Origin of the sequence: Polynucleobacter sp. MG-Unter2-18 (assembly GCF_018687675.1) — a bacterium.
Taxonomy (GTDB): Bacteria; Pseudomonadota; Gammaproteobacteria; order Burkholderiales; family Burkholderiaceae; genus Polynucleobacter.
In genome coordinates this window covers 1,757,724-1,783,796 of the sequence record NZ_CP061302.1, presented here as the reverse complement: position 1 = coordinate 1,783,796, position 26,073 = coordinate 1,757,724, and the positions used below count along the sequence as shown (strand labels likewise).

Sequence of the window (26,073 nt, the reverse complement as noted above, 5' to 3'; positions counted from 1 at the left end):
TGGCATTAAACCTGATCTTGTAAGAGTGCGGTAGCAAATGCCATCAAATCTGCATGAATCTGTGTTCCCTCTGGGAGGCCACCTTTATCTAGGGTTTTGCTACCCTTGCCGGTTAATACTAAATGCGGACTAGCACCCAATGCAACTCCTGCCTGCAAATCACGCAAGGAGTCGCCCACAATCGGTACACCCAATAAAGGCGTGACACTCTGATTTTTCTTGTAACGCAGCGCTATCTCTTTCATCATCCCGGGTAGAGGCTTGCGGCAATCGCATGCATTGGCATCGGTATGCGGGCAAAAGAAAATACTATCAATATGACCGCCTAAGGGTTTAAGCAGCTTCTCCATCTTGCCATGCATTGCATGTAGATCATTGATATTGAAATAGCCTCGCGCTAACCCAGATTGATTAGTTGCCACAGCGATTTGATAGCCCGCTTGATTCAGTAGTGCGATGGCTTCAAGGCTACCTGGTAGCGGAATCCACTCATCACTCGACTTCACATAATCATCACGATCTTCATTAATCACGCCATCGCGATCAAGAATGATCAGTTTAGAGGAGCTGATGCTCATGCTAATTTGCCGAGGTCGGCAATGAGATTCATTTTCTGGTGAAGTTGTTGCAGGAGGGCTAGGCGGTTATCACGCAGCTCTAGATTTGGGTCCATCACCATCACATCGGCAAAGAATTGATCGATTGGGGTGCTTAAAGCCACCAATGCTTTTAATAGATCCACAAACTGACGTTGCTCATAAGTAGTAGTCAGTGTTGTTGTAATTTTCTCAAGTGCTTCGTATAGAGCTATTTCAGCGGGAACTTGTAAGAGCTTGCTTGAGCATGTTCCTGGAATAGCAGTGGCATTTTTTTTCAGGATATTGCTGATACGCTTGTTGGCAGCGGCTAACTGAGCAGCTTCTGCTAAGGAATTAAATTCACGCAATGCAGTTAAGCGATCTATCAAGTCATTCAGTTGCGCAGGTGATTGACTCAATACCGCATCAATTTCTTCGGTAGTGAACGGCTTGCTAGCAACAGCCTGATCGCGCAAGTAAGCACGTAGTCGATCAATGATGAAGGCGTAAATATCTTCAGCCTTCGCTTTTTCTTGAACATCTTTTTGCGGAAACTGTTTGCGTGCTAGCTCAATCAATTCAGGCAGACTCAGACTGAGATTTTTCTCTAGCAAGAGCCGGCAGATTCCGAGAGCGTGACGACGCAGGGCATAGGGGTCTTTATCACCAGTTGGTGCAAGGCCAACGCCCCAAATGCCAACAAGAGTTTCTAGCTTTTCGGCAATCGCTAAGATAGTGCCGGTTTGCGTTTGGGGCAATACATCACCAGCAAAGCGAGGCATGTAATGCTCGCTACAGGCAGAGGCTACTTCAGGATTTTCACCATCATGCGTGGCGTAGTAACGGCCCATGATGCCTTGGAGTTCTGGGAACTCACCAACCATATCAGTTAATAAATCCGTTTTAGCAATCTCAGCAGCACGGCTAGCCAGCGCTTCATTGGCTGATAAAGTTTTTGCAATGCCAACAGCAATACCTTGAACACGCTTGGTGCGATCCAATTGGTTGCCGAGCTGATTGTGATAAACCACTTTTCCTAGATCAACTACGCGAGATGCCAGTGGACGCTTTTGATCTTGCTGAAAGAAGAAGCGTGCATCAGAAAGTCGTGGGCGCACTACACGTTCATTGCCAGAAATAATTGCTTCTGGTTTATCAGTCTCGATGTTGGAAACAATCAGAAAACGATTGCGTAATTTACCTTGCTTGTCAGTCAAAGCAAAGTATTTTTGATTGGTCTGCATTGTCAGAATCAAGCATTCTTGTGGAACCTCTAAGAACTCTTGATCAAAGTGACACTCATAAATTGCCGGCCACTCTACTAAGGCAGTTACTTCATCTAAGAGACTATCTGGCATCAAAACTAAATCGGGGCCAGCAGCCTTTAATAATGCGGATTCGATAAATTCACGGCGTTTATCAAAGCTTGGTAACACTTTTGCTTTGGCGGTGAGGTCAGACTCATACTGATCTGCAGAGGTAATCGTAATGACGCCTGGAGCCAGAAAGCGGTGGCCTTCGGTTTGGTTTTCTGCATCAATGCCAAGTGCGCTGATATGCAATGTTTGCTTACCGTGTAGAGCAATGATGCGGTGCGCTGGGCGTGCAAACTCAACGTCTGCCAGTTCACCATTTTTCTGTAGCACTTGGTAATGCATCATTTTGGCGATGGGTAATTTACCTAATATTTGCTCAAGTGCTTGTTGAGCGGTTTGTTCTAATGCCGCCCCTTTGGCAACGACATTGAGATACAGTGCTTCATTCTTGCCTTCACCCGCTTTTTCTAAGGTAGAAAGGTCGATATCTGCATAGCCCAAAGAGGCTAATTTTTTTTGCAGTGGTGCAGTGGGCTTTCCATCAGCATCAAAAGCAATACTAGTTGGTAGTAATTTTTCACGTACCGGATAGTCTGGAGCTTGACTCAAGACATTGGTAATTTGAACGGCAAGGCGGCGCGGTGTAGCGAAGCCAGTGGCAAGAGAGTTGTCGCTCAAGAGTCCTGCGGCCTTTAGGGTTGAATAAACACCCTCACTAAAAGCATCGCCTAAGCGGCGTAATGATTTTGGTGGAAGCTCTTCAGTAAACAACTCAATCAGAAGGTTGTCTGATTTGGAGAGGGAATTCGGTGTACTCATAATTTGATTGAGCTGCTTAGGCTTTGGATTGACGTTGGCACATCGGAAATCCTAATTTCTCACGAGATTCGAAGTAAGCCTGCGCTACTGCACGAGAGAGATTACGGATGCGTCCAATGTAGGCTGCACGCTCGGTAACCGAGATAGCGCCACGGGCGTCAAGTAAGTTAAAGGTATGTCCAGCTTTCAGTACCATTTCATAAGCCGGCAAGGCTAGTGGCACTTCCATCAAACGCTTGGCTTCACTTTCATAGTTGGTGAAGTTTGCAAACAAGAGGTCGGTGTTGGAATGTTCAAAGTTGTAGCAAGATTGCTCCACTTCATTTTGGTGATACACGTCACCATAAGAGATGCCGTCTGCCCAAACGAGGTCATATACGTTGGAGCAATTTTGGATATACATTGCCAAGCGCTCAATACCGTAGGTGATTTCGCCTAAAACAGGTTTGCAGTCAATACCGCCAACCTGCTGGAAATAGGTGAATTGAGTTACTTCCATGCCGTTAAGCCAAACTTCCCAGCCCAAGCCCCATGCGCCCAAGGTTGGATTTTCCCAGTCATCTTCAACAAAACGTACATCGTTCTTTTGAAGATCAAGACCTAAGGCTGCAAGCGATCCTAAGTAGAGCTCAAGAATATTTTCTGGCGCAGGCTTGAGTACTACCTGGTACTGGTAGTAGTGCTGCAAGCGGTTCGGATTTTCTCCGTACCGACCATCTTTAGGTCTACGAGAGGGTTGGACGTAAGCTGCTTTCCATGGCTCAGGGCCAATTGCCCTCAAGAAAGTGGCTGTATGAGATGTACCGGCACCCACCTCAAGGTCAATAGGTTGCAATAGGGCACAACCTTGTTGGTCCCAGTAATCTTGGAGTTTGAGAATGATTTGCTGAAAAGTAAGCATGATGTACCTGGCTAAGCCTTTGATTTTACATGGCTAAGCTAGCGAACTAGGAAATTGCACTTAGATTCGTTTTTGGCGAATCAGACCCAGAAGGAGTAAGAGACCAGAAAGGCTCAAAATGGGCGCGTTTCCCCAAAGTACGTAAGGAGTTGTGCCGGAGTAGGCCTGAATACTGGTCTTTAAGATGCCCTGGGTGAACTTGGGAAGTTCTGCCAAAATTTTGCCATCTGGACCAAGTACTGCCGTGATTCCAGTATTGGTTGCTCGTAATGCAGGAAGACCCGTTTCTAGGGAGCGTAATTGTGAAAGTCGCAATTGTTGTTTTGGTGCTTGAGAATCCCCGAACCAAGCAAGGTTTGTCATATTGATAAAGAGGTTGGCCGATTCTTTGCTATTACGTAAACGTGTAGCTAGCTCATCACCAAATACATCTTCATAGCAAATAGTGATTGCCGCATAGAGTGGAGACTGCCCCTCTCTGTTAATTAAGAACAAGGATTGGTTTTGAGATCCTCGAGAAAAATCACTTAGGGGTACGCTAAATGCATTTACAAACCAACCAAATCCTGGGGGAATAAATTCTCCAAAAGGAACCAGATGCGATTTATCGTAACGATAAGGTGGATTACTTGGACTAAAGCCGATTGCTCTATTGGAGAATTCTCTTCCATCTACGGGATTAAAGTGCCGCCCCAAGATGCCAAATAAAAGGAAGCGCTTATTGTTGATTGCAAATTCCTGCAGATCCTCTAAGGTACCTGTAGGTAAATTGGTCTCAGGCCATGGCAAGGCTGTTTCTGGAGACACTACCAAGTCTGCATGCGAATCTAGCATTGCAGATTTATAAAACGCAATTTGTTGCAGCATACCCTCTGGTTTGAAGACTGAGCTTTGAGCAATGTTTCCCTGAATGAGCTCTACAGTCAGAGGCTCGCCGGTAGGCTTCGTAAAGGACCAGAAGCTCAATAGTTGGCTTAGTACGATTAGAGACACCACAGAAATTGAACTAGCTTTGAAGTGGGACCTCAAAAAGAGTAACTGCCGAGATACTAATACTGTAAAAAAAGTGCACCCCAGTCCACCTAGAAATGGGGCGACTGGTGCAAAAGGACCATAAACTTGTGTTTCTCCTAGACCCATCCAGGGAAAGCCAGTAAAGAGTATGCCGCGCAAATATTCTGTCGCCACCCAGCTTGATGCCAGTAGAAGACTTGGGAAAAATAGCCCTTTTGAAAAATGTAGTGTGAGTGAGGCGCAAGCAAAGAAAATGGCTAGTAGACCGGCCAATAGGAAAACTGCAGTGCAGGAGAGCATGACATTCATTCCGCCAATATCATGCAAACTGATAAAGATCCACCAAAGCCCTAGTACGAAGTAGCCAAGGCCAAATGACATCCCCAAGAAAAATATACTCCCGAAAGAAGCAGTTTGATACTTTGTAATTTGCCACCAAATTATGCCGAGGATCAGAATCTGAATCCATCCACCTAAGGGCAGTTCCGCAACACTTGCCAGTATTGCACCAAGAACAAACAACTTCAGATGGCCGATATAACCGCTAAGCCTTGGCAGTAGCCGATCAATCAAAGCAATCCTTAGTCGGGCTTTTTGGGGAGTTGTCGTGCAAGCAGAATATGAATCTGTCTTGGATCGGCGCGCTGAACCTCAAATTCAACCCCGTCAATTTCAATCAGTTCACCCATCTTTGGCACTCGACCAAGATGCTGAATGACTAGACCGGCAACCGTTTCAATATCTTCAACTTCAAATTGCGTACCCAGAGTCTCGTTAAATTGTTCGAGCTCGGTAATACCTTTTACGCGAATATCACCATTGTCTAAGGAGATGAGGTTATCTGCTTCTTCATCAATGTCATGCTCATCTTCAATGTCGCCAACAATTTGTTCAAGCACATCTTCAATCGTAATGACGCCTGCAACACTGCTGTATTCATCCACGACAATAGCTAAGTGATTACGGTTATCTTTAAAGTCGCGTAGCAACACGCTTAAGCGTTTCGATTCAGGAATAAATACGGCAGGACGGAGCCAATCACGCACCTGAAAATCTTTTTCAGTGGAGTGACGCAATAAATCTTTTGCCAACAGTATGCCAACCACATTGTCACGAGTACCTTCAAATGCAGGGAAGCGTGAATGAGCGGCAGTAATCACGCTTTTGATGATTTCCGATAAAGGCTGGCTAATGTCAATCCAGTCAATCTGCGCTCTGGGAATCAAAATATCGCGCGCACATAATTGACCTACCTGGAATACTCCCTCAATCATGGAGAGTGCATCTGCATCAATTAAGCCCTCTGTCTGAGCTTCTCTGAGAGTGTCAATCAGTTCTTGACGACGTTCAGCTGGGCTGGTTGGCTGTGGCGTTAAAAAATCGGCCAAGCGTTCTAAAAGGGATTTATTGGGGTCAGGCATATGTCAAGAATATCGCAGAAATAAGTAAATTCAATGAAGGAGGCAATTTGGATGCCTTAAATGGCTGCGTAGGGGTTGGCAAAGCCCAAAGATGAGAGGAGGACTATTTCCCTGGCTTCCATTTTCTTTGCTTCTGTAGCACTCTCATGGTCAAGGCCTTGGGCATGCAAGCAGCCGTGAATAATGAGATGAGCCAGGTGTGCTTTGACGACCTTATCTTGCTCTGTGGCTTCTTTTTGAATCACGGGGAGGCAAAAAATAATATCGGCAGTCAAAGTCTTGTTGCTGAGCTCATATGGAAAAGTGAGGACATTAGTCGCATAGTCTTTACTGCGAAAGGCAAAATTGAGTTTTTTCCCTTCAGCTGCATTAACAAAACGTAAGGTGATTAGGCCATTCAGTGCAATTGCAGCTTTTACCCATTTTTTGATTGCTGCTTGAGAAGCAATCGTCAAAACTTTTTCCTTAATTGCAGTGCTAGCAAATTGAATATCTATCTCTAATTTAGAGGGTGATGATTGCTTAGTTGTCATCTTAATGGATGTGAGTAAAAGTAAGCTCGCTGATGAGATCGCCTCGGAGTGTGTAATTGAGTACTTCAGTGATACGGATGTCTACCATTTGACCGATGAGTGATTCGATATCTGCATCAGGCGCAGTAAAGTGAATTACTCGATTATTGGTAGCGCGACCTTGCAGGTTCACTCCATCCTTTGCTAAGCCTTCAACCAGAACTCGTTCAGTATTACCCAGCATATCGTTACTAATCTGATTTGCTTGTGACTCAACTAGGGCAAGTAAAGTTTGTAGTCGCTTGAGTTTGACTTCGTAAGGGGTGTCATCACCGAGATTGGCCGCAGGTGTGCCTGGGCGTGCGCTGAAGATAAAGCAAAAGCTATTATCAAAATTGAGCTCTTCAACCATTTTGAGTAGTTTTGCAAAGTCTTCATCCGTCTCGCCAGGAAAGCCCACAATAAAGTCACTAGAAAGGGTCAGGTCGGGCCTCACAGCGCGCATCTTGCGAATAATACTTTTATATTCTAGGGCGGTGTAACCACGTTTCATTGCAGATAAAACGGAGTCGGATGCGTGTTGCACTGGAAGATGTAAGTGGCTCACCAGCTTGGGAACTTTTGCATAGACATCAATCAAGCGCTGGGTAAATTCTTTTGGGTGGCTAGTAGTAAAACGAATTCTTTCAACACCCGGAATTTCTGCAATATATTCAATCAGTAGTGCAAGGTCTGCAATCTCTTCCGTGTCACCCATTTTACCAAGATAAGCATTGACGTTTTGACCGAGTAAAACAATTTCTTTTACGCCTTGGGCTGCAAGCCCAGCTACTTCTGTCAATACGTCGTCAAAGGGACGCGATACTTCTTCGCCGCGAGTGTAAGGAACGACGCAGTAGCTGCAGTATTTTGAGCAGCCTTCCATAATGGAGACATAAGCCGAGCCGCGCGTTTGACGAGAGGCGGGTAGATGATCAAACTTTTCTATTTCTGGAAAAGAGATGTCAACTTGAGGTCTACCAGTTTCGCGACGTTGTGTAATGAGATCAGACAAGCGATGCAGTGTTTGTGGACCAAAGACCACATCTACATAGGGAGCTCTGCTAATAATTTGTTGGCCTTCTTGGCTGGCAACGCAACCGCCGACACCAATCAATAAATCGGGTTTGGTTTTCTTGAGCTCACGCAGCCGCCCTAAGCCAGAAAATACCTTGTCTTCCGCTTTTTCACGAATCGAGCACGTGTTCAATAGAACCACATCTGCATCTTCAGGGGTATCAGTCATGACCATGCCTTCATCGGCATGTAGGAGGTCGGCCATCTTGCCCGAGTCATACTCGTTCATTTGACAGCCAAAGGTTTTGATATAGAGCTTTTTCATATGCCGATCTCAGGTTTATAGCTGGGGGCGAAGCTGAGATTTTACGGGATAAGTCGCTTAGAGCAGACGTAAGGCCAGAATCGCAACAATGGTTGGTGGAATGGCGGCTATAAATAATAAGCCTGCCGAAACAGCTGCATTGGGGAAGTAACTACGCAAAATAGCTAATCCAGCAGGGTTGGGAGCATTAGCAATGACGGTTAGGCCACCGCCTGCAACTGCGCCGCCAACTAGGGCTAACTTAAATTCTGGGGAAGTACCCTCAACTAATGAGCCTAAATAGGTGAGCGCTGCATTATCGGTAATTGCTGTTAACGCCAGACTTCCATAAAACACTGCGGTAGGGCTCATCGTTTCCAGAATGGGTTGTAACCACCAGCCTTGTAGTCCGCCCAAGACCACCAATCCACCCAAGAAGAAGCCTACTAGTAAAGCTTCGCGCAAGATGAGCGGGTTTTGATGTTTTGGATAAGCAGTGGTGTAGCCAATGAAAAAAAGTAATAGCCACATAAAGATCACTGGATCATGTGCAAAAGCTACGATACCCAGCAAAAAGAGTAGATGAATAGCTGTAATGGTGAGCGGCATGCGAACCTGTTCCACTTTGCTTGTAGGCTCAATTAACTGCTTATGAAACAGCAGCGTTACGATTGTTGCGTTGATAAAAATAGCGATCATTGCTTCAAGGCCAAAATTGGCAAACATGAAAGCGCTACTCCAGCCCCAAGTAGATGCCACCATGAGCACTGGTGGTGCGGCGAAGTTAGTCAGCGTGCCACCGATCGAAATATTGACAAACAGCACGCCCAAAGTACCGAATAACAGTGGGGTCGAGCATTTATGACGATAGACTAGGTCACGTAATAAGAATGCTGCCAGTGTCATTGCCGCAGGTTCAGTAATCAGCGAACCCAGTAAAGGTGTGATGCTCAGGGTCAGAAAATATAGCGTCGGAGCTTGCTTGGTACGCAAGACGAGCTGAATGGTCTTGCCGAGTTTGTGTAGCAACTGAGTTGCAAAATGCAAAATTGGTTTGCTACCAGCGACCACCATAATGGCAAAAACAAATAGGGGCTCGGTGAAGTTTCGTTTGTTAGCGTACTCTTTTGCTGTGGTGAGATCATTAGCGAGCCACATAAAAATAATCAGAATAGCCGCCCAAAAACCAAAGACAATTTCTACTTCACCAAGGAGATGCCATAAGCCAGCGTGCTTTGAAGATTTTTTAGCAAGTGCTTCAAAATACGAAGTGCAAAATGTATGCAGTACTGCGATCGCAAAAATGATGCTTGCGCCAAGCTCGGTAGGGGTAAAGTTCATAGGTACATATTATCAGGGCAAGCCTGTCAAGATAGGTGCAAAACTAACTCAGTAAAACTATTAGCAATTTAGGAGATTTTGATGAAATTGAAATTAGGCTATCAAGAATTAATTGCCAATGCGATGGCTCAAATTGAGACTGTGCCCTTAGAGCAAGCGCAACAATTTCTAGATGATCAAAACACAGTATTTGTAGATATTCGGGATGTGAGAGAGCTAGAGCGTGACGGGATGATTCCAAATGCAATTCATGCGCCGCGTGGCATGCTGGAATTTTGGGTTGATCCGGACAGCCCTTATTACAAGCCGGTTTTTGGAGAAGGCAAGCGTTTGGTGCTCTATTGTGCATCTGCGTGGCGCTCCGCCTTGGCAACGGAAACCCTTCAAAAAATGGGAGTTCCAGGTGTTTGTCATTTAGAGGGCGGTTTTAGTGCCTGGAAAAAAGCTGAATTGCCGATAGCGGAGAAACAGTCAAAGCCACAACAGAGCTAAATTTCTATTGGTATGGATCTTGAAATGCATTAAATAAGCCCCATTTACTTGAGATGATGTTCATTGATTAATGAGGGAAGAGGAAATACGTATGACAGTAGCTAGCAAAGAAACCTTAGGCTTTCAGGCCGAGGTAAAGCAACTTTTACAACTAATGATTCATTCCTTGTACTCCAACAAGGAAATTTTTCTCCGTGAGTTGATCTCGAATGCATCTGATGCGTCAGATAAGCTCCGCTTTGAGGGGATTGAGCATCCTGATTGGTATGGTGACGATCCTGATCTGAGGATCAAGGTTAGTTTTGATAAGACTACTAGAACTGTCACGATTTCAGATAACGGTATTGGCATGAGTCGCGATGAAGTGATTTCTAATTTGGGAACTATTGCTCGCTCTGGTACGAAAGAATTTTTCTCCAAGCTCTCTGGTGATCAACAAAAAGATGCCGCTTTAATTGGCCAGTTTGGCGTGGGCTTTTATTCAGCCTTTATCGTAGCTGATCGTATTACAGTAGAGACGCGTCGAGCAGGCCTGCCAGCTACGGATGGTGTTCGTTGGGAGTCTGATGGTTCAGGTGAATTTACAGTAGAAAGTATTGATCGCCCACAGCGTGGGACTTCGATCACGATGCATTTACGTGAAGGTGAGGATGATTTCCTTTCTACACATAAGCTCAAGTCAATCATTCGTAAGTACTCTGATCACATCTCTTTGCCGATTCAGATGAATAAAGAAGAGTGGGATGCAGATAAAAAAGAGCAAGTCATTAAGGATGAGCTTGAGAGTATTAATCAATCTAGTGCTTTGTGGGCACGCTCCAAATCGGAGATTACTCAAGAGCAGTATGACGAGTTCTATAAGCACTTGTCTCATGATTACGAAAATCCCTTATGCCACTCCCTTAATCGAGTGGAGGGCCGCAGTGAATTTACGCAACTACTGTATGTACCTGCACGTGCACCATTTGATTTGTGGGATCGCAATAAGCGTGGCGGTATTAAGTTGTATGTGAAGCGGGTATTCATCATGGATGATGCCGAGCAATTAATGCCGATGTATCTGCGTTTTGTTACTGGTGTAATTGATTCCACAGATCTTCCTTTGAATGTCTCCCGTGAAATTTTGCAGGAATCACGTGATGTCAAAATCATTCGCGAAAGCTCCACTAAGCGTGTGCTGAGCATGCTTGAGGATCTAGCCAATAGCGATGATGAGGCCAAGAAAGAAAAGTACCGCACCTTCTGGACTCAGTTTGGACAAGTGCTTAAAGAGGGTGTTGGTGAAGATCAAGCAAATCAAGACCGCATCTTAAAGCTCTTGCGTTTTGCAAGTACGCAAACCGACTCTGCAGATCAAACCGTTTCTTTGGCTGAATATGCTTCTCGGATGAAAGAGGGCCAAGACAAGATTTATTACGTCACTGGCGATACCTTTAATGCCGCAAAAAATAGTCCGCATTTAGAGATCTTCCGTAAGAAAGGTGTTGAGGTCCTATTGCTCTCCGATCGAGTAGATGAATGGATGCTTTCTTTCTTCACTGAGTTTGATGGCAAGCACATGACCTCGGTAGCAAAAGGTGGTCTAGATCTTGGCAACTTAAGTGACGAGAAGGAAAAGAAAGAGCATGAAGAAACTGAGAAGAATTTCAAGGACTTGCTCGATCGTATGAAGGCGGCCTTGGAAGACAAGGTGAAAGATGTGCGCGTGACATTCCGCTTGACTGATTCTCCAGCATGCTTGGTCTCTGATGAGAACGAGCTATCTGGAAATTTATTGCGAATGCTAAAAGCGGCAGGCCAGCAAGCGCCAGATACCAAACCAATTTTGGAGATTAATCCTGAGCATCCTTTGCTCCTGAAGTTGAAGTCAGATGATCAGCACTTTGATCAATGGACTCAGGTTTTGTTTGATCAAGCGCTCTTGGCAGAGGGTGGCCAATTGAATGATCCGGCCGCGTATGTAAAGCGTATTAACCAGCTATTACTTTCATAGCTTGCTGAAGTCTTAAAGAAAAACCCGGCCTGCTGTATGCAAGTCGGGTTTTTTGTTTTGCTGCAACTAGAATTGAATCTAGCCTGTAAAGCTGGCTAAGTATTACTGGGGAGCTTTAGCGGGTTGATTGCTTTTGCCTGCGTTATATCCAGAGTTGTATTCAGAAGCCTGCTCTTTTTTGTAGGCATCGTATACGTAACCAGAAGCCGCACCAACTGCTGCGCCACCGACTGCACCCCAGATTGGATTGCCGTGGAAAATAGCTGTACCAACTGCACCGGCCGCTGCACCGATACTAGCGCCAGATAAAGTACGTTGTTCTGTATTGCTCATGTTGGAGCAACCTGCGATTGCTAGGGTTGCGGTAGTGATAGCGATAATTTTTTTCATATCAACTGTTCCTTTGTCTATAGATTAAACTGGCTCAATAACTTGGTGACTTAGCTTATTTTTTGGCGCAAGGAAAGCGTGATGCCAAAAAGCCCAAGAAAACACCTGCTGCTGGCTTGTCAGCCGTTTGTTGATTGGATTGGCCAAATTTCACAAAATCATCAATCACTTCGTCACGAGACGGCGCTGGTTGCTTTACGCAAATATATGGCTTGGCGCGCTGTGGGTGGCGTGTAGCCAAATAAGTATCGTAAATGGCCGTTGTATAGCCTACGCAAAAACTACGAGATTCTGGGCTTGCGGGTGTTTTGCAAACATTGACGAGTTCTTGGGTGCTTAGCACCTGAATTTTTTCTTGGGCCTGAGCTAAGCTAGAAAATGCGCCTAAAGCGGCCAATAGAATTAAAACTTTTTTCACGGGTTCTCCCTTGGATGTATGTAAATTTAATCATAAACCATGGAGAGGGTATTAAATTGCACTAAATAAGTGCATAGATGTTCAAATGCAACCTGAATATTCCCCATAATGATGCAAAAAATATGGGGAGTTATTCGGTGGAAACTTTGAAATCAGGCAGTGATGTCCTATTTATTTTGCTCGGCGCAATCATGGTCTTGGCTATGCATGCAGGATTTGCATTTCTTGAGCTGGGCACGGTACGCAAAAAAAACCAAGTAAATGCTTTAGTCAAAATCTTGGTGGACTTTGCCGTGTCAACCATTGCCTATTTCTTTATCGGGTACAGCATTGCTTACGGCGTTGACTTTTTCTCTGGTGCCGAAATCTTAGCCGAGAAAAACGGCTATGAACTCGTCAAATTCTTTTTCTTGCTGACTTTTGCCGCTGCTATTCCAGCCATTATCTCTGGCGGTATTGCGGAGCGTGCGAAGTTCAATCCTCAACTGATTGCTACTTTTATTTTGGTGGGTTTCATTTACCCCTTTTTCGAGGGTATTACTTGGAATCAGCATTACGGTATTCAGGCGTGGATCAAGGCATTGACTGGTGAAGAGTTTCATGATTTTGCTGGATCAGTTGTAGTGCATGCAGTGGGTGGTTGGATTGCATTGCCAGCCATCATTCTCTTGGGCGCCCGTCGTGGTCGCTACACCAAGGATGGCAATGTGGCTGCGCATCCACCATCTAGCATTCCATTCTTGGCATTGGGTGCTTGGATTCTGGCGGTAGGTTGGTTTGGATTTAACGTCATGAGTGCACAGACTATTGATAAAGTCAGTGGCTTAGTGGCTATGAATTCTCTGATGGCGATGGTTGGCGGCACTTTAGCTGCATGGGTAATTGGTCGTAATGATCCAGGCTTTACCTATAACGGGCCATTAGCTGGCTTGGTAGCGGTTTGTGCTGGCTCAGATCTAATGCACCCGATGGGCGCTTTGGTAGTTGGCTTAATTGCTGGCGCTCTCTTTGTATACATGTTTACCTTGGTGCAAAACCGCTGGAAAATCGACGATGTGTTGGGCGTCTGGCCGCTGCATGGCTTATGCGGTTTATGGGGTGGCTTAGCTGCAGGTATTTTTGGGGCAAAAGCATTAGGAGGTCTTGGTGGAGTGACTTTCTTGGGGCAGTTGATTGGAACTGGCTTGGGGGTTGTTATTGCTCTCGTCAGTGGTTTTGTGGTCTATGGTTTGCTAAAAGCTATTTTAGGTATCCGGATGTCACAAGAAGACGAGTACGAAGGTGCTGATTTAAGTATTCACCGGATTTCTTCTTCTCCTGATCGCGAGTCCAACTGGTAGGCTGTCTTAAATATAGCCATTACCTATAATGAGTCATGGCTATATTTGAACTAGATGGAAATGCTCCCCGCTTAGACGATGGAGCTTGGGTTGCCGAGAGTGCAGAAGTCATCGGTAGGGTAGAACTTCATCAAAATACGAGTGTATGGCCCAAGGTCGTGATCCGTGGCGATAACGATCTGATACAAATTGGCGAGGGCAGTAATGTGCAAGATGCCTCTATCTTGCATACTGACCCTGGTTATCCCCTCATCCTTGGTAAGCACGTTACCGTTGGACATCAAGTGATGCTTCACGGCTGTCAAATTGGTGATGGCAGTTTGATTGGTATTGGCGCCGTGATTTTGAATGGTGCCAAAATTGGTAAGAACTGTTTAGTGGGTGCCGGAGCATTGGTCACTGAGGGTAAAGAATTTCCTGACGGCTCGATGATTTTGGGTTCACCTGCCAAAGCAGTGAAGACGCTGACTCCAGAGCAAATTGCTGGCATTGAAGATATTGCTGGTCGTTACATAAAAAATGCGCAGCGATATCGGCTGACTCTGAAGAAAATTGCCTGATCTAAAAAAGCCCACCTAAATTGTTCTATGTTTTTAATGTAGTCTTTCCGGTATTTGCCCTCATTCTGATTGGCTATGTTTGTGGACGTACAGGCAAATTAGGTGAGAGTGCATCCATCGAGTTAAATCGCTTTGTCGTTTGGCTTGCGCTACCTGCTCAGTTATTTAATTTTGCTTCAAGTAGCAGTTGGCAAACGCTTTGGCAGCCAGGGTTTATTACCGCTTTTTTTCTGAGTTGCTTGGTGGTATTTATTTTTGTATTGGCAATCACTTGGGTACGTAATCGAGATTTAGCGAGCGCTAGTTTTTCAGGGCTGAGTGCGTCGTATTCGAATACGGGATACATGGGTATTCCGCTCTGCGTTTTGGCGCTCGGTCAAGATGGTCTGGCGCCAGCAATCATTGCAACCTTTATTGTGTTTGTAATGTTTGCAATTGCAACAGTCCTCATTGAGGTTGGTATACAGTCCCACAAAAAATCCCATGAGATTGTTTGGAGTGTGCTGAAGTCACTTTGTACCAATCCACTATTGATTGCTCCGGTGGCAGGTTTGTTATGGTCTTCTACAGACTTGGTTTTGTATGACCCATTAGCGCAAGTGATTTCTTTCTTGGCTGCGGCTGCAACGCCTTGTGCTTTAGTCTCTATTGGTTTGTTTTTGATGCAAAAAGAAAATTCAGCACCTCAACAGGCGTGGGGGATTACTTTTGCAAAACTGATTATTCAGCCTGTAGTTGCTTGGGTCATAGCCGGACCAATTTTGGACTTACCCACCTTATGGGTGAATGCCGTTGTGATTCTGGCAGCCCTTCCTACAGGCACGGGCCCGTTCATGTTGGCTCAGTATTACAACGCAGAAGGCAGAATTATTTCACGAGTGGTGCTCTTAACCACAGTGGGATCTTTGTTAACGCTGTCACTATTCCTTTGGTGGAGTAAGGGGGTTTAATCCCTCCGCATCAATTTGCTTTTCCCAAGAGGCATCAATAAATGCGGGTAGCGTCATACATTGATGAAATATCTTCATGAGTGTTGGGTAGCTCGTCATATCGATCTTGGTACTGAGCGCATTAAAAATTTGCGGCACTAAGCAAATATCAATCAAGCCAGGTTGATCTCCACAAGCAAAACGACCGACTCTCGCATCAACGCTCAATTGCTTTTCTAGACTTTCTAAACCCAAAACTATCCAATGATGACCCCAGGCATCTTTTGCTTCTGCACTCACGCCTAAAGTTTTCATGAGATAGCGCAACACCCTTACATTATTCAGTGGGTGAATTTCCATAGCGATATCCATGGCTACTGAGCGTACCCACGCTCGATCGATTGGCGTTTGGGGTAGTAGCGGAGGATGCGGCTGAATCTCTTCTAAATATTCAATGATGGCGAGCGATTGGTGAATGGTGTGAGAACCATCGGTATAGAGGGGCACCAAGCGATTGGGATTTTTACTTGCATATTCTGGAGTGCTTTGTCCGCCACCATTCTTCACCAGATGTATTGGAATCACTTCATAATCCATGCCTTTTAAGTTCAGGACAATGCGCACCCGAAAGGCTGCTGAGCTTCGCCAAAAGCTATACAACTGAGTTTTCATAAAAGATTCCTTGATGGCATTACCCTCAGTATATTCAGGACTTCATTGAATGACTGGTGTCGGTGATTTAAACTAGTCACTATGGATCAAATTAATTTCTGGATTGGCATCATTGCCACGGTTGCTTTTGCAGTCACTGGTGTACTCGCTATTGCTGATCGGGGTGTCGATCTTTTTGGCGTCATGGTGCTAGGTGTGATTACCGCCATTGGTGGCGGAACACTGCGTGACATCATTTTGGAGGTCCCTGCATTTTGGTCAATTGCTCAAATTTATATCTGGGTGGCCTTGGCCGCGTGCGTCGTGACTTTTGTGGCGGAATCTTTTTTTACGCAGCCGCAGATTTATCGCTGGATGCTCTATATCGATGGACTTGGCGCAGCTTTGTTTGGCATTCAGGGAGCAGATAAAGCCTGGAACCTAGACTTTGGGTTGCCGGTTGCTCCTGTGATTCTGGGAGTGGTCACTGCAATTGGTGGTGGCTTGCTACGCGATATTTTGGCAGGCAGAAAAACCTTATTGATGTCACATGAACTGTATGCAATCCCTGTTACCTTGGGTTGCTGTATCTATGTCCTGATTCTGAATTTCTTCCCAACCTACACACTAGAGGGATCGGTGATGTGCATGCTAGCTATTTTTGGGTTACGGGCAGCTGCCATTTACTGGGATCTGCGCGTACCGAAATTATTTATTACTAAAACGCGCTAACTGCGCCATCACTGCGGGGATCCCAGCCGCCATGTAGCGTGCCTGATGGATCCCGAATAATGCAGCCAGCATGGCCAACGGTTTCATCAAAGGTATCGAGCATTTCAATCTCATGTCCTAGAGCATGAAGCTCTTTGGCAACCCAAGGAGTGAAGCGTGATTCTAATTTCAAACTGTCGCTGGTTTGTCCCCAGGTCCTGCCAAGCAGCCAACGTGGACGGCTAATCGCATCTTGTGGGTCTAGGCCATATGTCGCTGTGCGAGTAAAGACTGCACACTGAGTTTGAGGTTGGCCATCGCCACCCATCGTGCCGTACACCATGGACCGACCATCCTTAAACAAAGCCATGGCCGGGTTCAATGTATGGAATGGTTTTCGATAGGGCTCAAGGTGATTGAGTGTCTTTGGATCCAGCGAGAAGCTGCAACCTCGGTTCTGCCAGTTCACACCAGACTTGGGTAGAACGATGCCGGCGCCAAACTCGTGATAAATACTTTGAATAAAGGAAACACCATTTCCATTGCCATCAATCACCCCCATCCAAATCGTATCGGCCGGCCCTTTACCCTGACCCCAAGGTAATGCTTTTTCAGGATCAATATTTTTTGCCAGCTTCTTTAAAAAGTCAGGGGACAAGAAAGATTGAGCATGCTTTGTCATATAAGCAGGATCAGTCACATATTTATCTCTGACCATGAAGGCTTGCTTGGTGGCCTCAACACAGTGGTGAACATATTCGGCGCTGTCGACTTTAAAGCGCTTGAGATTAAGTTGGTCCAGGATGCCGATGATCATCAAAGAAACGACGCCTTGAGTTGGCGGTGTCATGTTGTAGATATTGCCCACGCTATGTTTGAGTTCAAGCGGGTCAATGAGCTTGGCTTGATGGCGATGCAGATCCGACAACCTGAGAGGGCTGCCGATATCTGTGAGTTCCTTGGCAAGTAATTTGGCTAAATCACCACGGTAGTAATCTTCTGTTCCCTTGCGCGAGATTTGCCGTAAGGTTTTTGCAAGACGATCTTGTTTAAAAATACTACCTATTTCAGGGGCCTTACCATCTACTAAGAATGTCTCTGTAAATCCGGGAATAGGGCTTAACTCCACCCTCTTTTTTTCAGTCAAGCTTGATTGACTGTGAGTAACTGGCACACCCGCTTCAGCATAGTGAATAGCATCTACTAACAAGCGGGAGAGTGGAAGTCTTCCACCTAAACCTTTTTGCGATAGTTTCTGAGCAGCGCCCCAACCAGAGATAGTGCCTGCAACCGTATTGGCTGCGATGGCACCCCTAAAAGGAATGGTAGTGGTGATGCCACGCTCTGCGTACCACTGTTTAGTCGCTAAACCAGCTGCTGCGCCACAGGCATCAATTCCGCCCATAGCTTTTCCGGGAGAGTGAATCACCCAGAAAGAGTCACCACCAATGGAATTCATGTGGGGGTAGACGACAGCAATAGTCGCTGCAGCTGCAACCATTGCCTCTAATGCATTACCACCCTCACGCAGTACTGCCAATGCTGATTCAGATGCCAGTGAGTGTGGCGCTACCGCCATCCCTCGAATTCCCCATTTTTGTTGCATTACTAAATCCCTTTGACTGCTGTCTCAATGTGTATTGTTATTTATTCTCACGTAGCTGACGTTCAATGTCAGAGCTGGAGTCTACCGTAACCTCATTTTGCTCTACACCGGCCAATGGATCAACCGAAGGGCCGCTAGCATCAAAGACGGCAGCAGGTTTATCAACAAAGTACGTCACCGTTTCTGGAATGAAGATGATGATCGCTACCAGAATCAGTTGTAGACCAACCCACGGTAAGGCTCCATAGTAAATATCTGAGCTTTTGACGGTTTTATCTGCCACCCCTCTTAAATAAAACAGGGCAAACCCAAAGGGAGGGTGCATGAATGAGGTCTGCATATTGGCGCCAAGCAGCACGCCAAACCAAATCAGATCAATGCCCAGCTTTTCTGCCACGGGTGCCAATAGCGGAATGATGATGAATGCAATTTCAAAATAGTCTAAGAAGAAGGCTAAGAAGAAAACAAACAAGTTCACTGCAATGAGGAAGCCTACTTGACCGCCTGGCAGACCTGATAGGAGTTCCTCAATCCATAAATCACCATCAACTCCGCGGAAAGCTAAGCCAAAGACAGTGGATCCAATCAGAATGAAAATCACCATGGCGTTAATGCGCATGGTAGAAGTCATTGCTTCCCAGACCAAAGTTTTTTGGAGTCGTTTATTCATGGCAGCAAGAATTAATGCTCCCACAGAACCCATTGCACCACCTTCAGTTGGGGTGGCAAGACCCATCAAGATTGTTCCGAGTACCAAGAAGATCAGTGCAATAGAGGGAATGATCCCCCAGAGAATTTTCTTGAATAGCTTCCAATCAATCTTTGGACGAGCTTCAGGTGGGAGTGCTGGTACATCTTGAGGTCTAAAAATCGATAAGAAGAAAATGAACAAGCAGAACAGTACGATCTGAATGATGGATGGCCCAATGGCACCAGCATACATATCACCAACAGACTTGCCCAATTGATCAGCCAACACAATTAAAACGAGTGAAGGCGGAATAAGTTGAGTAATTGTTCCTGAGGCTGCAATCACACCAGTTGCTACTCTCGGGTTGTATCCATAACGCAGCATCACAGGTAGCGAGATTAAGCCCATGGCGATTACGGAAGCTGCAACGGTTCCGGTAATTGCTCCAAGAATCGCACCAACAATAATGACCGCATAAGCTAAGCCACCTCTTATTGGTCCAAACAACTGCCCCAATCCCTCAAGCATGTCTTCCGCTAGACCACACTTTTCAAGAATGGCTCCCATGAAGGTGAAGAAAGGAATCGAGAGCAAAAGATCATTTGAAAGAATTCCAAAAACTCGATCTGGCAGTGCTTGCAAAAAGGTAGGCTGGAACATGCCCATCTCAATGCCGATAAAAGAAAAGAATAGTCCAACTGCGCCAAGTGAAAAGGCTGCTGGATATCCAATTAATAAAAATATAATCAAGCCCCCAAACATAATGGGAGCCATCAGGTCATGACTAATCATTGCAAAGGTCTTTCGTACTTAGGATCGATTTTGAGCACGCCAATAATGGCTGCATATCGTTTGATAATTTCAGAGAGACCCTGAAGGGTCAGCAAGAAGAAGCCTAGAGTAATAGCGCCTCGGACTGGCCAGCGAATTAAGCCGCCAGGATTGCTTGAAGTTTCATTCTGAATAATAGATGTGATGAAAAATTCCCAGGAGTAGTAGCCAATGATGATGGTCACCGGTAGGAAGAAAATGATGCCGCCCCAAAAATCCAACCAAAGTCGAACTTTATTTGGATAAAGTGCATAAAGCACATCTACCCGTACGTGTTCATTGAGTCGAAACGTAGTGGCGGCACCAAACATCACCATTCCAGCAAACAAATACCACTGCGCTTCTAGCCAACCATTCGAACTGACATTAAAGCCATACCTGATCAGTGCATTTGCAGTACTGACCAGAACGGCAATTAATACCAACCAACTCGCCAATACACCAAAACGGTCATTCAGGCGATCTACGAAACTTGAAAAAATTAATAATTGTTTTGGCATATCAACTTATCGGTAGGTTCTTATTTGACTGGGTTACTTAGCATGAAACTCATGAGTGTCTGCTCAGCAACCTTATTCCACAGCATTTGGTCGTTACGGAACTTCTTCCATGGCTCATAAATTTTCTTGAACGATGGATTTTTAGCGGCCTCTTCTTCGTACATCTCGAACGCAGCAGTAGAGGCTGCTTTCATGATTTCTGTTGAGTAGGATTGAAGTTTTACGCCATTCTTAATCAGGCTTTGCAAGGCGATCGGATTTTTATAATCGTATTCAGCCATCATGTCGATATTGCATTCAGCACATGCGGAGGTAAACGCCTCTTGATATTGCTTAGGTAACTTTTCCCACTCCTTGATGTTGACGTACATGGAATACATCGAACAAGCTTCCCACCATCCTGGGTAGTAGTAGTAAGGTGCAATTTTATAAAAGCCTAATTTCTCATCGTCATACGGACCAACCCACTCCGCCGCATCGATAACACCTTTTTCCAAAGCAGGGTAAATATCACCCCCTGCAATTTGTTGGGGTATGGCGCCTAGACGTGACATGACTTCGCCACCTAAGCCTGCAATACGCATTTTTAGACCCTTGAGGTCAGCGACTGTTTTGACAGGCTTCTTAAACCAGCCACCCATTTGTGTGCCAGTATTTCCTGCTGGGAAAGAGACAATGTTGTAATCACGCAAGAATTCACGTTGGAGCTTTAAGCCTCCGCCCCAATACATCCAGGCATTTTGCTGACGTTGGTTCATGCCAAATGGCACTGTGGTATCGAACGCAAAGGTTTTATTTTTGCCAACGAAGTAATAACCAGCTGTATGGGAGCACTCAACAGTACCCTGCTGAACGGCATCTACCGTACCAAATGCGGGAACAATCTCACCTGCACCAAAAATACGGATTTGAAACTTACCATCAGTCAGTGCAGCAACACGCTTGGAAATGTATTCGCCACCACCGTAAATCGTATCTAAGCTTTTCGGAAAGCTAGAGGCGCAGCGCCACTTAATTTCTGGCATAGATTGAGCAATAGCCGGAGCTGCCAGTACACCAGCAGCTGCGCCCAATGCAGTTTTACTTAAAAAGTCACGTCTTTTCATTTGTATTGCTCCTTAATTAGTTATTTTTTAGTGTATTGACGGGTATTGACTGCAAACCTTATTAAATCTGGATAGCAACAGGCGCTCATATATGTTTGCACCTGAATTGGGCTGTTTGCAACATCTTGGTGCAAGTGCCTTTTAAGATAGTGCAACGAATGCGTTGCAACAAATCCACATTTATGGGGAAAACCCCGATCCGATTTGATGGGGAATTACCCTAGGTAGTCGATTTCTTTGATTTTTTTCAAAGCATAATCGCCTAGTTGTTTTTTTATTTAATAAAAATAGTTAGGAGCTACTGATGTCAACATCAACTAAAGCAGCCCCAATGACCGCTGAAGAACGCAAAGTTATTTTTGCTTCCTCTTTAGGTACGGTTTTTGAGTGGTACGACTTTTATCTTTACGGTTCATTGGCCGCAATTATGGCCAAGCAGTTCTTCTCAGGCTTAGATGCAGGTTCTGCCTTCATTTTCGCATTGCTTGCGTTTGCTGCCGGCTTTATTGTTCGCCCATTCGGCGCTTTAGTATTCGGTCGCTTAGGTGACTTGATTGGTCGTAAGTACACCTTCTTGGTAACGATCCTATTGATGGGTGGTGCAACCTTCATCGTAGGTTGTTTGCCTAACTATGCAACTATCGGTGTTGCTGCCCCAGTTATCTTGATCGCATTGCGTATGCTTCAAGGTTTGGCTTTGGGTGGTGAGTACGGTGGTGCTGCTACTTATGTGGCGGAACATGCTCCTCAGGGTAAGCGTGGCGCATACACAGCTTGGATTCAAACTACAGCAACATTAGGTTTGTTCTTGTCCCTGCTAGTGATTTTGTTCACACGTGAATTCACAGGTCCAGACTTTGATGTTTGGGGCTGGCGTGTTCCATTCCTTCTCTCAATCGTGTTGTTGGCTGTTTCTGTTTACATCCGTTTATCGATGAACGAATCTCCAGCTTTCAAGAAGATGAAGGAAGAGGGCAAACTCTCTAAAGCACCTTTGACAGAGTCATTTGCTCAATGGAAGAACTTGAAGATTGTGATCTTGGCATTGTTTGGTCTGGTTGCAGGTCAAGCGGTGGTTTGGTACACAGGTCAGTTCTATGCTTTGTTCTACCTCACTCAAGTATTGAAGGTAGATCCTAAGACTGCGAACTTGTTGATTGCTGCTTCATTGGTAATCGGCACACCATTCTTCGTGATCTTCGGTACATTGTCAGACAAGATTGGCCGTAAAATCATCATCATGGGTGGTTTGTTGCTCGCCATCATTCTGTACATCCCGAACACACCAGTTTCCTTGTTTAATGGCTTAACCCACTTTGCTAACCCAGCGTTAGAAAAGGCAATGGCAACTGCCCCAGCAAGTATTACTGCTGATCTGAACGAATGTACTTTCCAGTTCAACCCAACAGGTACTGCGAAGTTCACAAGTTCTTGCGACATTGCAAAGCAGGTGATGGCTTCTAACTCTGCAAGCTACACAACGATTGCTGGCCCAGCCGGTGGTACTGCTGTTGTGAAGATTGGCGATACAGAGATTCAAGGCTACTCCGCTAAGGGCTTGGCTCCAGCTGATGCGAAAGCAAAAGATGCTGAGTTCAAGAAAGCAATTCGTGAGGCATTGAATGCTGCTGGTTATCCTGCAAAGGCTGATCCTGCTGGCGTTAACCATGCTGCGATTCTTGGTATTTTGGTAATTTTGGTGATCTTGGTAACCATGGTTTATGGCCCAATTGCAGCGATGTTGGTTGAGATGTTCCCAACCCGTATTCGTTACACCTCTATGTCCTTGCCATACCACATTGGTAACGGTTGGTTCGGTGGCTTGATGCCAACAATCGCCTTTGCCTTGGTGGCGCAAAACGGTAATATTTACTACGGCCTCTGGTACCCAATCATCATCGCTACGGTGACATTGGTAATCGGTACACTGTTTATTAAAGAAACTAAAGACGTAGATATCTACGCTCAAGACTAAGTTTTATTAGTCCGTTTCAAAAACTAAACCCGACCACTATGTGGTCGGGTTTTTTTATTGCCCAAAATAAATTACAGCAATGAATCCCAAAGATCTTTTTGATTACCCCGGTTAAAGAGAGCCTGATTCTGATCTGCAATAGAAGTCAGCCTTTGACCTGGCTGGACTGTAATGTCATCGCCCGCTGCTAGAGCACCAGTTTGATTTACACGAAGGTACCATCCACTAAAACCTGATTGCAACATGGCTTTGGCTGCACCTTTATATTTCATCTTGGCATTGAACTTAAAGCAGGGTTCGCGTAGTTTGACTACAGTAAATTGAAGAGTGCCAATTTGCATTTGATCCCCAACAAATATCTCAGTTTCTAGTAAGCCTTCAATCGTGAAGTTTTCACCCAGAGCACCTAATGGGAGATTGACGGATTTTTTAGTTTCTCGGGAAAGTAGTTCGTTCCAAAAAGCATAGTGTTCGATTGGATAGACGTAAATCGCTTTTTCAATACCGCCATGCACTGACAGATCAGCTTGCTCATCTCCTGCAACGCCTAGTCGGGTGATTTCAATGGGGGTAGGGGTATCAAGATTACTGATGGACTGTTTATTGATAGCTGAGGCTACCGTTGAATAGTTTGGGTGATGAGATCCAAACAGTGGCATCACTTTGCCGGAGGCTATGGAGAGAAGTCGCATAAGTGCTTTGGCTGATAAGATGAAATGAATTAAGAAAGTAAATGATGCCTCTGTATAGATTATTAATGGTAGCAATTCTTTTGGCGCTTACTAGCCATACAGCATTTGCTAAGTGGGATGAAGAGCGTGACGTCACTACCAATGGTAAAGATGAGTTGGTTTATTACTTTAAGGCCAACGATCAGGGGCAAAAGCTCGTTTTAGATAAATATGTCAAGCGCCTGATTTTTATTCAATCTGATCGCCTATATAAGCGTACTATTCGGCTGATTAAAGTGGATGGTCAAGCCATTGAGGTAATGAGCGATCCCTTTTCGCGTTTCCCAGAGCAAACGGCGATTACTTTTGAAAACAAAGATGAGGTTTTGAAGAAACTCTTTTTAGCCAAAAAAATTGAAGTTTTCGTACGTTATAACCGCGAAGAGAGCTTGAGCGCTTTCCAAATTCGGTAATCTAATGTTTCTTACTAGTACCGGTAGCTAATTTGCCGATGCTGCAATAGGTAAACTAGGGCTTATTACTCTCAACACTCGGGCCCCCTTTGGACTTCTCTTATCTCTTAGATCTATTTCTTCACCTCGATAAAAATTTAGCTCTGGTAGCTAATGAGTGGGGTGTCTGGATATACGCCCTGCTTTTTGCCATTATTTTTGTAGAGACAGGCTTTGTCGTGATGCCCTTTTTACCTGGGGACTCCCTATTATTTGTAGCTGGTGCTATAGCTGCTGTGGGAGGTTTAGATTTATGGATGCTGATGGCTTTGTTAACTTTTGCAGCGGTCATTGGCGACGCTCTGAACTATTCAATTGGACGTTATGTCGGTAACCGGGTCTTTTCTTGGGAAAACTCACGTTGGTTTAACCGCAATGCATTTGATAAGGCGCATGCCTTTTATGAAAAATATGGTCCAGTGACGATTGTTTTGGGGCGTTTTATGCCCTTTATTCGAACTTTTGCCCCATTTGTGGCTGGGGTTGCTCACATGCGCTATCCCGTGTTCGCTTTTTATAATATCGCTGGCGGCATTCTGTGGGTCTGCAGTTTGACAAGTCTTGGTTTCTTTATTGGTGACAATGCCTGGGTAAAAAGCAATTTTTCCTTAGTTGCCTTAGCAATGATCATCATTCCAGGGCTACCAGCCCTGTGGATCTTTCTTAAGGAAGTTCTAAAAAAAGTTCAGCTTCGCGCCAAATAAGATAAAATCTCACCTTCGGCGATTTAGCTCAGTTGGTTAGAGCGATGGAATCATAATCCACAGGTCCGGGGTTCGAATCCCTGAATCGCCACCAAATCAAGAGGCCATTGCCCATCGGCAGTGGCCTTTTTCTTAGGTATTTTTGCTTAGGTTTGATCGATGGCTAAATTTTGGAATTTTGTGTTTTTCCAAGCTGGTTGGTTTGCTTGCATTATTGGTGCAGCGAATAATCAGGTCCTATGGCCAGTCATAGCTTGCCTTTTGTATTTAGCTATCCATATTTGGCGTTCAGAACATTCAATAGCGGAGCTAAAGCTAATACTGAAGGCGCTAATATTTGGAGTAAGCGCAGACTCACTTATAGCTAACCTCGGCTATCTAAACTTTCAGGATGCTTGGCCAAGCCCCTATTTATCTCCATTTTGGATGTGGACACTCTGGGCCTTGGTTGCTAGCACCATTAATGGCTCTTTATCCTGGTTGCGTGGCAAGCCACTATTGGGAGCGGCATTAGGAGCTATAGCCGGTCCATTGTCCTATGAGGCCGGAATTCGTATGGGTGCAGGCTCCTGGGGGGTTCATGGTCAATTGGGTGGCCTTATTTACCTAGCAATTGTTTGGGGAGCTGCAATTCCGTTGTTTTTTTACTGGCATCGTCGTCATATCGGAACAAGCCTAGAGCAAGATCAGTAAATTCTTTTAAAAAGTGACTTGCAAATAGTACTGTTTAT

The 26,073-nt window shown here is 45.2% G+C and carries 26 protein-coding genes and 1 tRNA gene; 11 read left to right on the top strand and 16 right to left on the bottom strand.

Going from position 1 to position 26,073, the window contains the following annotated elements:
• Positions 1-5: 5 nt before the first annotated feature.
• From gmhB to C2759_RS09275, 8 genes are read right to left on the bottom strand one after another with little or no spacing between them, the layout of a single operon-like run.
• Positions 6-578: a D-glycero-beta-D-manno-heptose 1,7-bisphosphate 7-phosphatase gene (gmhB, locus tag C2759_RS09310; protein WP_215354964.1), complete on the bottom strand. Its 573-nt coding sequence runs from the start codon at positions 576-578 to the stop codon at positions 6-8.
• Positions 575-2,713, bottom strand: a complete 2,139-nt coding sequence (glyS, locus tag C2759_RS09305; protein WP_215354962.1) for a glycine--tRNA ligase subunit beta — start codon at positions 2,711-2,713, stop codon at positions 575-577. Before glyS ends, gmhB begins: the two co-directional genes overlap by 4 nt.
• Positions 2,714-2,729: 16 nt before the next feature.
• Entirely contained in the window at positions 2,730-3,614 is an 885-nt protein-coding gene (glyQ, locus tag C2759_RS09300; RefSeq protein WP_015422011.1) for a glycine--tRNA ligase subunit alpha, read from the bottom strand.
• A gap of 60 nt (positions 3,615-3,674) precedes the next feature.
• On the bottom strand, positions 3,675-5,201 hold the full coding sequence (lnt, locus tag C2759_RS09295; protein ID WP_251366959.1) for an apolipoprotein N-acyltransferase: 1,527 nt from the start codon (positions 5,199-5,201) through the stop codon (positions 3,675-3,677).
• 8 nt (positions 5,202-5,209) lie between these two features.
• Entirely contained in the window at positions 5,210-6,049 is an 840-nt protein-coding gene (locus tag C2759_RS09290; RefSeq protein WP_215354960.1) for an HlyC/CorC family transporter, read from the bottom strand.
• Positions 6,050-6,105: 56 nt separating this feature from the next.
• Positions 6,106-6,582, bottom strand: a complete 477-nt coding sequence (ybeY, locus tag C2759_RS09285) for an rRNA maturation RNase YbeY (protein WP_215354958.1) — start codon at positions 6,580-6,582, stop codon at positions 6,106-6,108.
• A gap of 1 nt (position 6,583) precedes the next feature.
• Positions 6,584-7,942, bottom strand: coding sequence for a tRNA (N6-isopentenyl adenosine(37)-C2)-methylthiotransferase MiaB (gene miaB, locus C2759_RS09280; protein ID WP_215354956.1), 1,359 nt, complete (start codon positions 7,940-7,942; stop codon positions 6,584-6,586).
• A 57-nt stretch (positions 7,943-7,999) separates the two neighbouring features.
• Positions 8,000-9,262 (bottom strand): putative Na+/H+ antiporter, encoded by a 1,263-nt coding sequence (locus C2759_RS09275; protein ID WP_215354955.1) that lies wholly within the window; start codon positions 9,260-9,262, stop codon positions 8,000-8,002.
• An 81-nt stretch (positions 9,263-9,343) separates the two neighbouring features.
• Here C2759_RS09275 and C2759_RS09270 point away from each other — a divergent pair, with 81 nt between their 5' ends.
• Positions 9,344-9,754: a rhodanese-like domain-containing protein gene (locus C2759_RS09270; RefSeq protein WP_215354954.1), complete on the top strand. Its 411-nt coding sequence runs from the start codon at positions 9,344-9,346 to the stop codon at positions 9,752-9,754.
• A gap of 91 nt (positions 9,755-9,845) precedes the next feature.
• The gene (htpG, locus tag C2759_RS09265) at positions 9,846-11,747 is read left to right on the top strand and encodes a molecular chaperone HtpG (protein WP_215354953.1); all 1,902 of its coding nucleotides are present in this window, start codon (positions 9,846-9,848) and stop codon (positions 11,745-11,747) included.
• A gap of 102 nt (positions 11,748-11,849) precedes the next feature.
• Here htpG and C2759_RS09260 read toward each other — a convergent pair whose 3' ends face one another.
• Together C2759_RS09260 and C2759_RS09255 are read right to left on the bottom strand one after the other, a co-directional pair.
• Positions 11,850-12,137, bottom strand: a complete 288-nt coding sequence (locus C2759_RS09260; protein WP_046330828.1) for a membrane lipoprotein lipid attachment site-containing protein — start codon at positions 12,135-12,137, stop codon at positions 11,850-11,852.
• 55 nt (positions 12,138-12,192) lie between these two features.
• Positions 12,193-12,555 carry a Rap1a/Tai family immunity protein gene (locus C2759_RS09255; RefSeq protein ID WP_215354952.1) on the bottom strand — a complete coding sequence of 121 codons (363 nt, stop codon included), beginning with the start codon at positions 12,553-12,555 and terminating at the stop codon, positions 12,193-12,195.
• Positions 12,556-12,677: 122 nt separating this feature from the next.
• Here C2759_RS09255 and C2759_RS09250 point away from each other — a divergent pair, with 122 nt between their 5' ends.
• Genes C2759_RS09250 through C2759_RS09240 form a run of 3 tightly spaced genes read left to right on the top strand, consistent with a single transcriptional unit; the run spans position 12,678 to position 15,405 of the window.
• Positions 12,678-13,895, top strand: a complete 1,218-nt coding sequence (locus C2759_RS09250) for an ammonium transporter (protein ID WP_371816922.1) — start codon at positions 12,678-12,680, stop codon at positions 13,893-13,895.
• A gap of 35 nt (positions 13,896-13,930) precedes the next feature.
• Complete coding sequence (locus C2759_RS09245; protein ID WP_215354950.1) at positions 13,931-14,455, top strand: gamma carbonic anhydrase family protein; 525 nt, start codon at positions 13,931-13,933, stop codon at positions 14,453-14,455.
• Between the two features lie 20 nt (positions 14,456-14,475).
• The gene (locus C2759_RS09240; RefSeq protein ID WP_215354949.1) at positions 14,476-15,405 is read left to right on the top strand and encodes an AEC family transporter; all 930 of its coding nucleotides are present in this window, start codon (positions 14,476-14,478) and stop codon (positions 15,403-15,405) included.
• Here C2759_RS09240 and maiA read toward each other — a convergent pair.
• On the bottom strand, positions 15,376-16,056 hold the full coding sequence (gene maiA / locus C2759_RS09235) for a maleylacetoacetate isomerase (protein WP_215354948.1): 681 nt from the start codon (positions 16,054-16,056) through the stop codon (positions 15,376-15,378). The two genes, C2759_RS09240 and maiA, sit on opposite strands and share 30 nt — an antisense overlap.
• 81 nt (positions 16,057-16,137) lie before the next feature.
• On the opposite strand from maiA, the gene C2759_RS09230 reads away from it, so the two are divergent.
• Entirely contained in the window at positions 16,138-16,767 is a 630-nt protein-coding gene (locus C2759_RS09230; protein ID WP_215354947.1) for a trimeric intracellular cation channel family protein, read from the top strand.
• Here C2759_RS09230 and C2759_RS09225 read toward each other — a convergent pair.
• The 4 genes from C2759_RS09225 to C2759_RS09210 are packed head-to-tail and all read right to left on the bottom strand — an operon-like array spanning position 16,754 to position 21,480.
• Positions 16,754-18,352 (bottom strand): gamma-glutamyltransferase family protein, encoded by a 1,599-nt coding sequence (locus C2759_RS09225; RefSeq protein ID WP_215354946.1) that lies wholly within the window; start codon positions 18,350-18,352, stop codon positions 16,754-16,756. The two genes, C2759_RS09230 and C2759_RS09225, sit on opposite strands and share 14 nt — an antisense overlap.
• A 37-nt stretch (positions 18,353-18,389) precedes the next feature.
• Positions 18,390-19,835 (bottom strand): TRAP transporter large permease subunit, encoded by a 1,446-nt coding sequence (locus C2759_RS09220; protein WP_215354944.1) that lies wholly within the window; start codon positions 19,833-19,835, stop codon positions 18,390-18,392.
• Positions 19,832-20,374: a TRAP transporter small permease subunit gene (locus C2759_RS09215; protein ID WP_215354943.1), complete on the bottom strand. Its 543-nt coding sequence runs from the start codon at positions 20,372-20,374 to the stop codon at positions 19,832-19,834. Before C2759_RS09215 ends, C2759_RS09220 begins: the two co-directional genes overlap by 4 nt.
• 20 nt (positions 20,375-20,394) lie before the next feature.
• Positions 20,395-21,480 (bottom strand): TRAP transporter substrate-binding protein, encoded by a 1,086-nt coding sequence (locus tag C2759_RS09210; RefSeq protein WP_215354941.1) that lies wholly within the window; start codon positions 21,478-21,480, stop codon positions 20,395-20,397.
• A 304-nt stretch (positions 21,481-21,784) separates the two neighbouring features.
• Between C2759_RS09210 and C2759_RS09205 the strand changes: the two genes are divergently transcribed.
• On the top strand, positions 21,785-23,455 hold the full coding sequence (locus tag C2759_RS09205) for an MFS transporter (protein WP_215354939.1): 1,671 nt from the start codon (positions 21,785-21,787) through the stop codon (positions 23,453-23,455).
• Positions 23,456-23,526: 71 nt separating this feature from the next.
• Here C2759_RS09205 and C2759_RS09200 read toward each other — a convergent pair whose 3' ends face one another.
• A complete protein-coding gene (locus C2759_RS09200; protein WP_215354937.1) occupies positions 23,527-24,147 on the bottom strand; it encodes an MOSC domain-containing protein in 621 nt (206 codons plus the stop codon).
• A gap of 65 nt (positions 24,148-24,212) precedes the next feature.
• On the opposite strand from C2759_RS09200, the gene C2759_RS09195 reads away from it, so the two are divergent.
• The 4 genes from C2759_RS09195 (at position 24,213) to C2759_RS09180 (ending at position 26,035) form a co-directional block, all read left to right on the top strand.
• Entirely contained in the window at positions 24,213-24,599 is a 387-nt protein-coding gene (locus tag C2759_RS09195; RefSeq protein ID WP_251366958.1) for a hypothetical protein, read from the top strand.
• Positions 24,600-24,688: 89 nt separating this feature from the next.
• Positions 24,689-25,342 (top strand): VTT domain-containing protein, encoded by a 654-nt coding sequence (locus C2759_RS09190; protein ID WP_215354934.1) that lies wholly within the window; start codon positions 24,689-24,691, stop codon positions 25,340-25,342.
• Between the two features lie 17 nt (positions 25,343-25,359).
• Positions 25,360-25,436: transfer RNA gene (locus C2759_RS09185), tRNA-Met, on the top strand.
• Between the two features lie 65 nt (positions 25,437-25,501).
• Complete coding sequence (locus tag C2759_RS09180; RefSeq protein ID WP_215354932.1) at positions 25,502-26,035, top strand: DUF2878 domain-containing protein; 534 nt, start codon at positions 25,502-25,504, stop codon at positions 26,033-26,035.
• The last annotated feature ends 38 nt before the right edge of the window (positions 26,036-26,073 follow it).